This is a genomic window from Bradyrhizobium sp. JYMT SZCCT0180 (genome assembly GCF_018130165.1).
Taxonomy (GTDB): Bacteria; Pseudomonadota; Alphaproteobacteria; order Rhizobiales; family Xanthobacteraceae; genus Bradyrhizobium.
Genome location: NZ_JAFCLZ010000005.1, coordinates 19,964 through 33,380 on the forward strand (window position 1 = coordinate 19,964; position 13,417 = coordinate 33,380).

Sequence of the window (13,417 nt, forward strand, 5' to 3'; positions counted from 1 at the left end):
TCAGGCGCGACGGACGCCGCGCTGCTGCGCGGCGGCCAGGATGGCGTTGATGATCGGCTCGTAGCCGGTGCAGCGGCAGACATTGCCGGCGATCGCCTCGACCACCTCGACACGTGTCGGGTTCGGATTGCGATCGAGCAGCGCCTTCGCCGCCATCAGCATGCCAGGCGTGCAGAAACCGCACTGCGCGGCGAAATGCTCCATGAAGGCGGCCTGCAACGGATGCAGGGTCGGCCCGTCGGCGAGCCCGCTTGCGGTTTCGATCGATCGCCCCTCGCAGGTCACGCTGAGCGTGAGGCAGCCCAGCCGCGGCTCGCCATCGACCAGCACGGTGCAGACGCCGCAGGTGCCCTGGCCGCAACCGAACTTCGGGGCGAAATCGCCGAGCCCGCGCCTGATCGTGCCGAGCAGCGTTTCCGCGGGCTCGACGAACACCGCACGATCAGAGCCGTTGAGACGAAACTGTACAGGCATCCGGGCCATTCTGCGTTCCTTCAGGATGTCTCGCCGGCAAGCAGCCGGCCGAGATGCACAGGCAATACTTCGCGGCGATACCATTCCGAAGCGATCGCATCGGTCGCAGGCTGCGTGCCTTCGAGCGCCGCGGTCTTCGCCGCTGCGATGGTGGCGGCGTCCAGGCTGCGGCCTTCCAGCACGCGCTCGACCGCCTTGGCGCGCAGCGGCGTCGGCCCCATCGCGCCGTAGGCGATCCGCGCGCCGCTGATCCGTCCGCCGTTCTGCGGCAGATGCGCCGCGATCGACAGCACCGAGACGCCCTTGGGCCGCACCCGGGCGACTTTGACGAAGCGAAACGCATCGGCGCCGGCCGGGCGGCTGAAGCCGACCGACGCAACCAGCCCCACCCCGCCCCGCGCCCGGTTCGCCAGCATCTCCTCGAGCGGCATTACCCGCGCGCCGCCGAAGCCGGCATGCAGCGTGACGACGGCGTCGAGCGCCAGCAGCGCGGTGGTGAAATCGCCATAGGGCGTCGCGGCGAACAGATTGCCGCCGATGGTCGCCGTGGTCCGCACCGCGGGACCGCCAATGCCGCGCGCCGCCGCGTGCAGGTAGGACAGGTCCCGGTTGGCCAGCACCATCGCCATGGTGACGCCGGCGCCGAGTTCGACGCGCGCACCACCGGTGTTCATCGCCAGCAGCGCCGGATCGACCGCGCGCAGCAACGTGCCTTCCGTCATCACGCCTTCGTTGATATCGCGCACCAGCAGCGTGCCGCCGCCGAGCAATTGCGCGCCGCGGTCGCTGGCAAGGATACTTGCGGCTTCCTGCAATCCCTGCACGATGCGGACATTGACGGGCATGGCGTTTCCTAACTTGCGAGTTCGGGCAGCTGGCGGACCGCCGCGATGCCATTTGAATAGACTTCGTTGCCGACGAGCTCGGCGAGCTCTGTCTCGCGCCCGGCCGGCGTCGTGAACCGGCCCTCCCAATGCCAGAAGCTGCGATTGCCGTCGGTGACCGGCAGCAGCCGGACATGGGCCACATAATTGAACAGCGGAATCGGCGTCTCCAGCAGGCAGTAGCTGAAGGTCATTTCGAGATCCGACAGGGCCAGCAATTGCTCGCGCAATTCGGCGCCGTCCTGCATCGTGAAGCGGCGGACGCAGCCGATCTTGTCGGACGGATAGCCGCGCTCGATGGTGCTCTTGGCGACGATCGGATGCCAGGACTCATGGCCGTTGAAGTCGCGCAGCACCGCCCACAGCCGCTCGACCGGGGCATCGATGATGGTGCTGCGAACCACCCGCGGCATGGCTCAGGCTCCGAAGGCGCGGTTGAGCGCGTCAAAACCGGTCTGGAACACATTGCCGCCGACGCCGCCGACCAGGTCTGCTTCCAGCTCCGGTGCGCAGTCGAAATCGGCGCTCCATTCGATGAAGGTGCGGTCCTGATCGGTGACCGGAGTCAGCCGCAGCGTGGCGACGTAGTTCGTCAGCGGCATCGGCGAATCCAGGATCGAATAGGTGCAGACCATGTCGAAGTCCGACAGGCCGAGCAGCTTTTCGCGCAGCCGGTCGCCGTTGCGCAGCGCGAATGCGCGGACGCAACCAACCTTGTCGGCCGGCTCACCGTTCTCGATCCGACTCTCCGCGATACCGGGATGCCAGTTCGGCAAACCGTTGAAGTCGCGCACGCGCGCCCAGACCTTGGTCGCCGGCGCATTGATGACGCTGGATACGTAGACGCGGGCCATCCGATTACTCCTTGCCCTTGCCTTTGTCGCCGCGGCCCGATGGCTTGCGTTCGCCAGGCCCCGCCTCCGCGGCGGCTGGCCCGTCCTTCGGCCTGGGCGGCAGGGCTTCCTTGCCGACGCGCTGCAGGTCACTGGCCTCGCGCATCAACCCGCCCATCTTGGCGAGGTTGCCGCCCTCGATCCCGATTTCCTTCAGCACCTGATCGATCAGCGGCGCCTGCACCCGGTAGCGCAGCGCCGATTCGATCACCTCGTCGGTCGGCGTACGCGAACTGCCGCCGCCATTGCCGGCCATGCCGCCGAGCCCGTCGACATGCAGGATGCGGATGCCCTCGATCTTCTCCATCGGCTTGACGCTTTCGCGGACGATGCCCTCGATCCGGTCCAGCAGCCGGCGCCGGAACAGGCCGTAGCGCGCCTCGTCGGTGAGCGCATTCTCGGCCTCGTAGAGCAGCTTCTGCGCTTCCGCGTCGACCGCGGCGCGAATCGCATGGGCCTCGGCCTCGATTCGTTTCTCGTCGGCGTTCTTCCGCGCCAGCATGACTTCGACCGTAGAACGGCGCTTGGCGTTCTCGCTTTCGCGCACCGTCTTGACGATCTCCTCGGCTTCCACCGCCTTGGCCTTCGCCATCTCCGCTTTCACCTGGGCGGCGGATTCCAGCAGCGACTTCTCGAAGATCGCGATCGCCTTGTCCATCACCGCGCTCTCGACCTCACGCTCGCGACCGACCTCGAGCTTGCGCAGGTCGAGGTCGCGGCCGATACGGGCCTCGTCGAGGCCGCGTTCGGAGGCGATGCGCGCACGCTCGATATCCTCGCGCGCCGCGATTTCGGATTCCTGCAGTGCCTGGTTGCGCGCGATGTCGAGTTGTTCGAGCGCCTTGCGGCGCTCCAGCCGCGCCACTTCCAGCTCACGCTCGCGCGTGATGTCGACTTTCTCGATCTCCTGGCGCGCATTGATCTCGGCGGCGCGCACGGCGCGGTCGGAATCGACCCGCTCGATCTTCCGCGCCGAGGTCGCGATGACGCGCTCCTCCTCGGCGATCTCGATGGTCTTCTTCTGGTCGATTTGCAGCACCTCGCGGCTCTTCGACGCCGCGATACGCCCCTTGTCGATCGCAAGCTCGGCCTCGATGCGGCTGACCTCGACCGCATCGCGCTTCTTGATCTCCGCGGTCTCGATCGCCTTGTTGCGATCGATATCGAGGCTGCGGATTTCGAGATCGGACGCGATCCGCGAGGCGGCAACCGCTTGCTCCTGAGCGATGCGAGCCGTCTCGGTCGCCTCACGCGCTGCGATCTCGGCGCCTTCGAGCGTCTGCGTCCGCGCGATCTCCTGCGACCGGGTTTCCTGCTCGGCGAGAATGCGATGTGCCGCGATTTCCTTCTCGTTATCGATCCGCGCTGCCTCCACCGCATGCAGCGCGGCGATCTCGGCCTCGTCGATCGCCTGGTTGCGGGTAATGGTCAGGGCGCGGACCCGCTCCTCCTGGACGATGCGGGCGGACTCCACCAACTCCTTCGCCGCAATGGTCTCCTGCTGGACGGTACGATCACGGACGATCTCGCGCGCCAGCCGCTTTTCCTCCGCAGCGAGGCGGCTGGCGATGATCGCGCTGTTGCGGGCAATTTCGGCGGTTTCGGTGGCGAGCCGCGCGGCGATATCAGCTTCCTCGATCGACCGCCGCTTCGCGATGTCGAGGCCGGAAATCCGCTGCTCGTTGGCGATCCGGTCGGTGCTGACGGATGCCTCCTGCGCGATCCGGGCGCGCTCGGTGGATTCGCGGGCGGCGATTTCGGCGGCCTGCAGCGCCCGCAACTGCTCGATCTCGCGCTCGCGGATCTCGCGGTCGGCGGCGATGCGGGCCTCCTTGATCAGCTGGTCGTTGGCGATCCGCGACTTCTCCACCGTCTCGCGCGCGGCGATCTCAGCCTGGTCGACGGTCTGGCTGCGCTCGATCTCGCGCTGGCGGACGTCGCGTTCGGAGGCGATCCTTGCCTCGCTGATGGCGCGCTCATTGCCGATCCGCGATTTCTCGATTTCCTCGCGCGCGTTGATCTGGGCCTGCTCGGCCTCGGTGTCGCGCATCGCGCGTTCGCGGGCGATCTCGGCGCGCTGCACGGCGCGGCGCACCTCGACGTCACGCTGCTGTTCCAGGCGCGCCAATTCACTCTCGCGCTCGATCTCGAGCGACTGCTTCTCCGCCTCGAGATTGCGCGAGCGGATCTTGATCATCGAATCCTGCTCGATGTCGTTGCGCGCCTTGCGCCGGCCCTCGATCTGCTCAATCAGATGGGTCAGGCCCTCGGCGTCGAAGCGGTTCGAGGCGTTGAAATATTGCAGGTCGGTCTGATCGAGATTGGTCAGCGCCACCGATTCCAGTTCGAGTCCGTTCTTGGCCAGCGCCTCGGCGGCGGCCTCCTTGACCTTGGCGAGATAGACCCCGCGCTGCTCGTGCATGTCTTCCATCGTCATCTCGGAAGCAACCGAACGGATTGCCGAGACGAACTTGCCTGATAACAGCTCGTGCAGCGTCTCCGGCTGCATGGTGCGCCGGCCGAGCGTCGAGGCCGCGAGCGACACCGCCTCAGTGGTGGCGCGGACGCGGACATAGAAGTCGGCGTCGATGTCGACCCGCATCCGGTCGCGAGTGATGATGGCGTCGTCCTGGCCGCGATGCACCCGCATCTGCAGCACGTTCATGTTGACAGGCGTGATGTCGTGGATGAACGGCAGCACGAAGGCGCCGGAATCGATCACCACTTTCTCGCCGGCAGCACCGGTACGGACGAACGCTGCTTCCTTCGACGAGCGCCGGTACAGCCAGTTCACCAGATAGACGACGATCGCGATCACGATGATCGCGACGATCAGCCAGAGAATGAGCGATCCGATCAGCTGGCCTGACATATCTGTTCTCCCTCTACAAAGTGCTGTCGCATGGTCCGTTCAGCTGCGGCTGATGGCCTTGAATTTCCGGGTCTGCTCGCGGATCGCGACTTCGACCGGCAATCGCTCCATCGAGGACGCGCCGTAGAAGCCGTGGCAATGCCGCGAATTCTTGATCACGAATTCGGCGTCCGCAGGTTCTGCCACCGGACCGCCATGCACGAGAATGATCGCATCAGGTTTCACCGCGAGCGCCGCCGCCGCCCATGCGTCCAGCATGGCCGGAACATCCTCCAGCTTCAGTGCGGTCCGCGCGCCGATCGCGCCGCCGGCGGTCAACCCGAAATGGCAGACGATGATGTCGGCCCCCGCGCCCGCCATGTCAGCGGCATCGTCGGCCGAGAACACATAGGGCGTCGTCAACAGGCCCTTGGCTCCGGCCAGCGCGATCATCTCGACCTCGAGGGCGTAGGACATGCCGGTTTCCTCCAGCCCGATACGGAAGGTGCCGTCGATCAGCCCGACCGTCGGAAAGTTCTGTACGCCGGAAAAGCCCGCGGCTTTTACCTCGTCGAGAAAACGGTCCATGCTGCGGAACGGATCGGTGGCGCAGACGCCGGCCAGCACCGGAGTCTTCTTGACGACCGGCAGCACCTCGGCGGCCATCTCCATCACGATCGCATTGGCGTCGCCGTACGGCATCAGGCCGGACAGCGAACCGCGCCCGGCCATCCGGAAACGGCCGGAATTGTAGATCACGATCAGGTCGATGCCGCCGGCTTCCTCGCATTTGGCCGATAGCCCGGTGCCGGCACCGCCGCCGACGATGGGCTCGCCGCGCGCGATCATGTCGTGAAACCTGGAGAGAAGAGCCTGCCGATCGATCGCTGCCATGCTGTGATCCCCTACCGGCCCGCGGCGCGTGCGCGCGGCCGTGCGCCTTGCAGCGCGCGAAAATGTTGCACCAGCGCAGCCGCAAAGGCCGGGCTGTTGATGTGATGCGGTACGCGGACGAGCTGACGCGACGCCGTCTGCCGCACGCTCGCCTCCAGCGCGCCGAACAGCGCCTCGCGCGCCGCGGTGTCGAAGAACGGTTTGCCCGCCTCGTCGAGGGCCGAGATCCCGCCCTCCGGCAGCAGGAAGCGCACCGGGCCTTCCATCAGATTGAGCCGTTCGCCGATCCAGCGGCCCATCGCGGCATTCTCGTCAGGCTGTGTCCGCATCAGTGTGACCTGCGGATTGTGCTGATGAAGTAGCCGCGTCCGGTAGCGCTCGGGGACGCTGTCGGGCGCACCGAAATTGACCATGTCGAGCGCGCCGACCGAACCGACATAGGGAATTCGGGTGCGGATGATGGCGCCGAAGCGGTCCTCGGTCGCCGGAAACACGCCGCCGAACAACAGGTCGGCGATTTCGGTGGTCGAGACGTCGATCACCGCCGGCACCAGGCCGCCATCGACCAGCTTCTCCATCGACTGGCCGCCGATGCCGGTGGCGTGGAACACCAGGCATTCGTAGTCGTCACCGATCAGTTTCGTGACCTGCTGCACGCAGGGCGTGGTAACGCCGAACATCGTGAGACCGACCAGCGGCCGCTCGCCGCCGGCGTGGCGGCGCGGCGGCGGCGCCTTGCTCGCTTCCAGCCGTGCCCTCGCCATCCCGGCCATCGCCTGCGCGCCGTTCGCCAGCACCTGTCGCGAAATCGCGTTCAGTCCCTGAACGTCGGTGACGGAATACATCATCATGATATCGGAGGGGCCGACATAGGCCCGCGTGTTGCCGGAGGCGACGGTGGAGATCATCAGCTTCGGCACGCCGACCGGCAGCGCCCGCATCGCCGGCGTCGCCAACGCCGTGGCGCCGGAGCCGCCGGCGGAAATCAGGCCGAGCAGCCTGACGCCCTCGCGGCCAGATTTTCCCTTCACCCAGCTCTCGAAAGCCTCTGCCATTGCCGCCACGGCGGCGCCGCGGTCGGCATTGAACACGCCGGCGGAACCGCGCGGGTGATGCAGCGCGATCTCCAGCGGCGGCACATCCGCGCCGGAGATCCGGCCCGTGGTCGACAGATCGACCAGCTTCACCGGCAGGCCCGCCGCCTTGATGATGTCGGCGATGAAGCGCAGCTCCTCGCCCTTGGTATCGAGCGTGCCGGCCACCGCGACGAACGGTTCGTTGAGACCACCCACGCTGCGCCCGACCTTGCGGTCGGATGCGGCGGTCGCGGCGACGACAGGCATGCGCGTCAGGGTGTGCGCGGAAGCCTCGATCCGCGCTGCCGCAACATCGGCGCTCCAGCGGGTCGGCAGCACCGGGTTCGACAAATAGACCCGGATCGGCGCATCGGTGCGTGTCGGCGCCGCTGCGGTCCGGCGGCCGCCGGGTTCGCTCACAGAAGCCGGCGGCGGTTCGATCTCCTCGTGGCCATGGCGACCGACGCCGAGCAGGCGCTGCTGCAGGTCGCGATCGGCCGCCAGCCGCGCCGCCTCGATGACGCGGTTGACCCGGCCGTTGACCATGATCGCGACCGTTTCGGAGATCTCGGTTGCCACGCCGATATTCTGCTCGATGACGAGGATGGCGACGTCGCCTTCCTCGCTCAGCCGCACCAGCATGTCCTCGACATGAGCGACGATGACAGGCGCGAGGCCTTCGGTCGGCTCGTCCATGATCAGGAGCCGCGGATTGAGCAGCAGCGCCCGCGAAATCGCCAGCATCTGCTGCTCGCCGCCGGAGAGCTGCGAGCCGGCGTTGTTCTTGCGTTCGGCAAGCCGCGGAAAGACGTCGTAGACTCGCTCCCGCGTCCAGCCGCCGCGCGGCCCGCGCTGCGCCAGCCGCAGATGCTCGTCGACACTCAGCGACCGCCACAGCCGCCGGCCCTGCGGCACATAGCCGATGCCGAGCCGGGCGATGTCGGTGGTGGAACGGCCGACCAGTTCCTCGCCGAATGCACTGATCGAGCCGCTCGACACCGGAACCAGGCCCATGATCGCCTTGCACAGCGAGGTCTTGCCCATGCCGTTGCGGCCGACCAGGCTGAGCACTCCATCCTGCAAGGTCAGATCGACGCCCTGCAGTGCGTGCGAACGGCCGTAATAGAGGTTCAGCCCGCTGACCTGGAGCGCCGGCAGCGCGCCGCGTAGCTGCTGACGGCGGTCAGTGGTGGGCATGACCGCCTCCGAGATAAAGCTCCTGAACTTCCGGATCGGATTCGATCTCGTCGGACCGGCCTTCCTTGAAGATCCGGCCGTTGTGCATCATCGTCACGCTGTCGGCGACGCGCAACGCGACATCCATGTCGTGTTCGATAATGATGAAGCCGATATGCGCCGGCAGCGAGGTCAAAATCGTCACCAGATCGGCGCGCTCGGTCGGCGACAACCCTGCCGCAGGCTCGTCGAACAGCACAAAGCGCGGCGCACCTGATAGCGCCAGGGCAACTTCGAGCTGGCGTTGCTGGCCATAGGCCAGCTCGCCGACCAAGCGGTCCTTATCGGCAGTCAGGTGCACAGCCTCGACCAGCATTTCCGCGGCTTGCACGAGTGCATCGTCGGGGCGGGGCCGGACCAGCGAGAAACGGTTTCGCGAAACGCCGCAGCAGGCCAGATAGACATTGTCCATCACGCTCAGTCCGGTGAAGAGCGAGGATATCTGGTAGGTGCGGCGCAAGCCCCGGCGGATGCGCTCATGGGGCGGGAAGACCGTCACATCCTCGCCAAAAAACCGGACCAGGCCCGCGCTGGGCAGAAAATCCCCGGTGATGCAGTTGAACAGCGTGGTCTTGCCCGCGCCATTCGAGCCGAGAACGGCCCGCCTTTCGCCCGGTTTCACCGAAAGCGTCACGTCCGATATTGCGGCCAGCGCGCCGAACATCTTGGTGATGCCGCGCAGTTCCAGCGCATTGCCGGAGCTGGCATTGCCGGTTCCGGGCAAGTTCATCCGGGAAGACACGACGGGCGCGTTCATGCCCCGCCTCCCGTCGCCACGGCCTTGCGCGCCGCCATCCGCGCGCGCCAGCGATCCCACAGACCCAGCACGCCATCCGGCGAGAACAGCACGATCGCCAGGAAGCCGATCCCGATGATCAGCTTGAAGCGATCCGCCGAGAACCCGAAAAAACCGAGAATGTCGGTCGAGAACACTTGCAGCAACACGTAGATGAAAGCGCCGATAAACGGTCCGAGCGGACGGCGCATCCCGCCGACGACCGCGACCACGAGCACATCGATCGCGGAGGAAATACCGATCGTGCCCGGCGCGATCTGCGCATTCTGCCAGACCAGAAGAATACCGCCCGTGGAGGCGAAAACGCTCGCCAGGGCGTAGGCCGCCACGCGATGGGCGGTGACGTTGAACCCCAGTGCCGCCATGCGGCGCGGGTTGTCGCGCACGCCCTGAAGGGCGAGCCCGAAGGGAGAGCGCGCGAGATAGACCACTGCGCCGTAGCAAAGCGCGGCGCAGGCAAGGGTGAGGTAGTAGAATGGCAGGGGATCGCGCCAGTTCACGCCGAAGAGCTTCGGGGGCAACACGAGGTTGAACCCGGAATAACCGTTGAAGATGGAGTAGTTCTGTCGTGTGAAATAGAAAAAGGCCGCCGCGATCGCGAGCGTGATCATGATCGTGTAGATGCCATCCGTGCGAACGGCGAGCGCGCCGCACATGGTCGCGAAAAGGGCCGCGATCAGGAAAGCGGCCGGAAGCACGATCCACCAGGAGAGACCGAGACTGACATTGGCCGCGCCGGACGGCCCGAGGATTGCGACCATGTAGCCGGCCAATCCCGCAATCGACATCTGCAGCAGGCTCACCATTCCGCCATAGCCGGCGAGGAACATCAGGCTGAGCCCGATCATGCCCAGAATGAAAGTCCAGCCCATGATCTGGAACAGCCAGAAATTATTGGCCACGATCGGCAGCAACAGCAGGATCAATCCAAGGATCCACCAGGGGGCGGGAATGCGCTCGGACCACATCCGCTGGTCGGCGGGGCTGGCGAAGCGAGGGGCTTGATCGGCAACCGACATGGCCTATCGCCTCGTTCCCAGAAGGCCCTGCGGCCGAAACGCCAGCACCGCCGCCATGATGAGGAAGGTGAGAACGATCGAATAGGTCGGCGCGTAGACAAACCCCATCTGTTCGGCCACCCCGATGATCAGCGCGCCCAAGGCCGCGCCGACGATCGACCCCATGCCTCCGACAATCACCACCACGAGGCTTGCCAGCAGAAAGCGCGTGTCCTCGCCCGGCGACAGCGACTGGAACGTGGCGCCGATGATCCCCGCAATACCGGCAAGCCCGGCCCCAAAACCGAACACCGCCAGAAACACCAAGTGGATGCGCACGCCGGACGCGGCCAGCATCTCGCGGTCGTCCACGCCCGCACGGATCAGCATGCCAAGCGCGGTGCGGTTCAAAACCAGCCACATCGCGATGCCGATCACGATTGCTGCGACCAGGATCCAGACGCGCACGGCCGGGTAGCGCAGCCAGGTGACCACGCCGGTCGCGTCGTTGATGTTGCTCACGAGGGGCAATTCCATCGGCCCCTGCAGGAATTGCGGAGCGAGGATCGAATACGATTGCCCGCCCCACCACCAGAGCATGAGGTCGGCAAACACGATCGAAAGCCCGATGCTGACCAGCGTCTGGCGGAGCTCTTCGCCTTCCATTTTCGAGAAGATGAAGAACTGCATCAGGAGCCCGAGCAGCCCCACGACAATGAACACAGTCGGAAATGCCAGCAGCCACGAACCCGAGGCGGTCGCGACCTCGTAGCCAACATATCCGCCGATCAGGAACAATGAGCCATGCGCGAGATTGACGACGCGCATCAGGCCGAAGATCAGCGTGAAGCCGGCTGCTACGAGGAAATAGAGCGCGCCGAGCGTGATGCCGCCCAAAAGGGCATTCAGGAAGATTTGCTTGCGGCCCCAAACCGCCACCAGTTCGGGTGGCCAGGGGGCCAGCACAAGACACAGGAACGCGGCGGCCAAGAGGAAAAAGATAAGGCTCCAGAGCGGATAGCGCTTGATGAAATTGTCCATCTCAGAACGGCCCAACAGCTTCCCGTGGCGAATTTCGCCACCGTTGGAATGAAGGCTAGATTGAAGTTGCCGGCCTGTCCTTTCCCGAACGTCTGTTCTCTAGCCCGAACGTCTCTTCTTTGGAGTGCGGCACCTCTTTTTCAGTGTGTGAGACCCGCGACGCTGCGCCGGTAAGCGCTCGGCGGCACGACGCCATTGGCGATGAAGAACCGCGAGAAGCTCGCCGGGGTCGCAAAGCCGAGATCGAGCCCGATTTCAGAAACCGTTTCCGTGCCTCCGGCCAATCGATCGATCGCGCGCTCCATGCGCAGCGCGTTGAGGAAGATCGTAGGCGGCAGACCCATCTGCTCGCGAAACAGCTTGAAGAAATGCGGGCGCGAAAGCCCGGCGTGCCGTGAAATCTCTGCAAGATCGACGGGTTCGCCGAGCCTCTCGCTCAGGAGGCTGATGGCGCGCCGGAGGCGGAAATCCCGCAGTCCCGAGCAATGGGCAGCCGGCCTGTCAGCCGCGCTCGTCCACTGCCAGGTTTGATCGAAGGCCGCCTGGGTGAGGGCACTGAGCCGGTCTTCGAAAGAGCCATCGCAGCCGCCATGGTCGGCGAGAAGCCGTGCGGTTTCCAGGACGAGCCGGGTGATGTGGTCGCTCATTTCGACGGTTGAGCGGCCAAAGCGCAGGATTTCGAAGGCGGTGTGGCTCGCCTCAACAAACCAGCCCGGGCGAATATAGAGAACGAGCGTCAGCGTTGGTTCGCTGCGGCCAATCGGCGCGAAATAATGCGGCTGCCATGGGCTAATTGCCGTTGCGCTGAGGGGGGTAAGCGGCAAGGTCTTGCCATCGACAACCACGCTGGCGACCGGTCCGCTGACGTGAAAGATCAGATGTCCCTCGCGATGGGCATGCGGCACCATCGGCCGATCCAGCTCATAGAGGCAAGCGCGCCCGAACGCACCATGTGCGACCGCGTGAGCAATACTCATCGGTTTCCTCCCCGCCCATCTTTGTGTGCGGTTTGGGAAGAATGTATAAGGAGATCGCGTTGTGACAACAGGCAAATTGCCCCGGCCGCCACCGGTCCAGGCCGTTTGCCCCGCGCCGGGTGGTTCTCGTTCGTGCTCACCAGGCGGCCTCGAGAATGCGGCGGCAATCGCCTGGGGTCAGCCGCCGGGGATTGGCAAGGGCTCCGGGGTCGTTCGCGGCCATTTCCGCAAAACGGTCAAACTGAGCCGGATTGATCCCCATCTCCCGCAAGGAGGTCGGCAGGCCGATGGCGCGGGCGAACGCTCCGATGGCGGTGCTCAAGTGCGGCTCTGGCGTTGTTCTGGTGAAGGTTTCGGCCATGGCGGCGTATCGATCGCCCACGGCTTCGGTGTTGAAGTCGGCCATGGCCGCCATCAATGGCACATGGAGATCGCCTTGCAGGACGCCGGGTCCAAGTTCAGCCTTGATCGGATGCGCAAGCGCATCGACCCCGCCAACCGCTTTTTCCAGCGCGAGCCCGGCCGTCAATGCCGCGGCCATCAATTCGCGCTGCGCTTCCCGGTGACTGGGCGAAGCAAGCGCCACGGGCAGCCACCGCGTGAGCCGCTTTGTGGCCTCCAGCGCAAGCGCGTCCGCCGGCGGGTGGTAGACGGGGCTGGCATAGGCTTCGATGGCATGAACCAGCACCTCCATGGCCGCGGCGGCGAGGCGGCGTGAGGACGCGCCCTCAAGCACCGTCGGATCGGCGATGACCCGGTCGGGGCGCGGGCAGGTGACCGGCTGCCCCTCCCCCAGGCGCACCCGCCGCGCTAATCCGAAATCGCAAAGGCCGGCAGGAACCGCGATCAGCGTGAGGCGTTCGCCCCGCCGCAATGCATGTTCCGCAGCGAGCCGCGCCTGCCCGACAGCCGCAGGTCCGCCCACGGCGATGAGCATGCCTGTCCGGATGTCGCTCATCGCGCTCAGAATTCTGAGGGTTGCTTCGCCATGAGAGATGGCACAATCGGTCGTCCGAGCCAGGCTGATCGCCGTCTGGTCGAGAGCCTCCTGCACGCGCGTGCAAACGGCCGCGCTTCCCGGCTCGTTGTCAACGAGTACCAGCGCCCGAGCGAGCGGCCCCACCTCCTCGGGAAGCGCATCCTCGATCGCGGCTTCTGCGAAATGGGTGCGCGTGAGATAATCGATGAGAGTCATCGGAGACGCTCCCGGCGTTTCCGCCGCATGGAGTCCGCAATGGCGGAGTTCCCGAAGGAAGCGATGGCCGGCTGAGAGCGCCGGCCACCGTAGATGACATCA

12 protein-coding genes are annotated in these 13,417 nt (G+C 65.8%); all 12 read right to left on the minus strand.

Annotated features, from left to right (window positions below; all coding sequences use genetic code 11):
- The gene (locus JQ641_RS08740; RefSeq protein ID WP_192740553.1) at window positions 1–483 is read right to left on the minus strand and encodes a (2Fe-2S)-binding protein; all 483 of its coding nucleotides are present in this window, start codon (window positions 481–483) and stop codon (window positions 1–3) included.
- An 11-nt stretch (window positions 484–494) separates the two neighbouring features.
- Window positions 495–1,319 carry an FAD binding domain-containing protein gene (locus JQ641_RS08745; protein ID WP_211995584.1) on the minus strand — a complete coding sequence of 275 codons (825 nt, stop codon included), beginning with the start codon at window positions 1,317–1,319 and terminating at the stop codon, window positions 495–497.
- 8 nt (window positions 1,320–1,327) lie between these two features.
- On the minus strand, window positions 1,328–1,771 hold the full coding sequence (locus JQ641_RS08750) for an SRPBCC family protein (protein ID WP_211995585.1): 444 nt from the start codon (window positions 1,769–1,771) through the stop codon (window positions 1,328–1,330).
- 3 nt (window positions 1,772–1,774) lie between these two features.
- The gene (locus JQ641_RS08755) at window positions 1,775–2,212 is read right to left on the minus strand and encodes an SRPBCC family protein (RefSeq protein WP_211995586.1); all 438 of its coding nucleotides are present in this window, start codon (window positions 2,210–2,212) and stop codon (window positions 1,775–1,777) included.
- Window positions 2,213–2,216: 4 nt separating this feature from the next.
- A complete protein-coding gene (locus JQ641_RS08760) occupies window positions 2,217–5,123 on the minus strand; it encodes a flotillin family protein (RefSeq protein ID WP_211995587.1) in 2,907 nt (968 codons plus the stop codon).
- Window positions 5,124–5,162: 39 nt separating this feature from the next.
- The gene (locus tag JQ641_RS08765) at window positions 5,163–5,996 is read right to left on the minus strand and encodes a phosphoenolpyruvate hydrolase family protein (RefSeq protein ID WP_211995588.1); all 834 of its coding nucleotides are present in this window, start codon (window positions 5,994–5,996) and stop codon (window positions 5,163–5,165) included.
- A gap of 11 nt (window positions 5,997–6,007) precedes the next feature.
- Window positions 6,008–8,269, minus strand: a complete 2,262-nt coding sequence (locus JQ641_RS08770) for an ABC transporter permease (RefSeq protein WP_211995589.1) — start codon at window positions 8,267–8,269, stop codon at window positions 6,008–6,010.
- Window positions 8,256–9,038, minus strand: a complete 783-nt coding sequence (locus JQ641_RS08775) for an ABC transporter ATP-binding protein (protein ID WP_211995819.1) — start codon at window positions 9,036–9,038, stop codon at window positions 8,256–8,258. Before JQ641_RS08775 ends, JQ641_RS08770 begins: the two co-directional genes overlap by 14 nt.
- A 23-nt stretch (window positions 9,039–9,061) precedes the next feature.
- Window positions 9,062–10,123: a branched-chain amino acid ABC transporter permease gene (locus JQ641_RS08780; RefSeq protein ID WP_211995590.1), complete on the minus strand. Its 1,062-nt coding sequence runs from the start codon at window positions 10,121–10,123 to the stop codon at window positions 9,062–9,064.
- A 3-nt stretch (window positions 10,124–10,126) separates the two neighbouring features.
- On the minus strand, window positions 10,127–11,143 hold the full coding sequence (locus JQ641_RS08785; protein WP_211995591.1) for a branched-chain amino acid ABC transporter permease: 1,017 nt from the start codon (window positions 11,141–11,143) through the stop codon (window positions 10,127–10,129).
- A 140-nt stretch (window positions 11,144–11,283) separates the two neighbouring features.
- Window positions 11,284–12,120, minus strand: a complete 837-nt coding sequence (locus JQ641_RS08790; protein ID WP_211995592.1) for an AraC family transcriptional regulator — start codon at window positions 12,118–12,120, stop codon at window positions 11,284–11,286.
- 136 nt (window positions 12,121–12,256) lie between these two features.
- On the minus strand, window positions 12,257–13,315 hold the full coding sequence (locus JQ641_RS08795) for a dehydroquinate synthase/iron-containing alcohol dehydrogenase family protein (RefSeq protein WP_211995593.1): 1,059 nt from the start codon (window positions 13,313–13,315) through the stop codon (window positions 12,257–12,259).
- Window positions 13,316–13,417 lie beyond the last annotated feature (102 nt).

Bases quoted from the DNA above. Each gene is read 5' to 3' on its own strand.
- JQ641_RS08770 (WP_211995589.1), bottom strand. From the start codon at position 8,269: ATGCCCACCACTGACCGCCGTCAGCAGCTACGCGGCGCGCTGCCGGCG.
- JQ641_RS08785 (WP_211995591.1), bottom strand. From the start codon at position 11,143: ATGGACAATTTCATCAAGCGCTATCCGCTCTGGAGCCTTATCTTTTTC.
- JQ641_RS08745 (WP_211995584.1), bottom strand. From the start codon at position 1,319: ATGCCCGTCAATGTCCGCATCGTGCAGGGATTGCAGGAAGCCGCAAGT.
- JQ641_RS08790 (WP_211995592.1), bottom strand. From the start codon at position 12,120: ATGAGTATTGCTCACGCGGTCGCACATGGTGCGTTCGGGCGCGCTTGC.
- JQ641_RS08740 (WP_192740553.1), bottom strand. From the start codon at position 483: ATGGCCCGGATGCCTGTACAGTTTCGTCTCAACGGCTCTGATCGTGCG.
- JQ641_RS08780 (WP_211995590.1), bottom strand. From the start codon at position 10,123: ATGTCGGTTGCCGATCAAGCCCCTCGCTTCGCCAGCCCCGCCGACCAG.
- JQ641_RS08755 (WP_211995586.1), bottom strand. From the start codon at position 2,212: ATGGCCCGCGTCTACGTATCCAGCGTCATCAATGCGCCGGCGACCAAG.
- JQ641_RS08775 (WP_211995819.1), bottom strand. From the start codon at position 9,038: ATGAACTTGCCCGGAACCGGCAATGCCAGCTCCGGCAATGCGCTGGAA.
- JQ641_RS08795 (WP_211995593.1), bottom strand. From the start codon at position 13,315: ATGACTCTCATCGATTATCTCACGCGCACCCATTTCGCAGAAGCCGCG.
- JQ641_RS08765 (WP_211995588.1), bottom strand. From the start codon at position 5,996: ATGGCAGCGATCGATCGGCAGGCTCTTCTCTCCAGGTTTCACGACATG.
- JQ641_RS08760 (WP_211995587.1), bottom strand. From the start codon at position 5,123: ATGTCAGGCCAGCTGATCGGATCGCTCATTCTCTGGCTGATCGTCGCG.
- JQ641_RS08750 (WP_211995585.1), bottom strand. From the start codon at position 1,771: ATGCCGCGGGTGGTTCGCAGCACCATCATCGATGCCCCGGTCGAGCGG.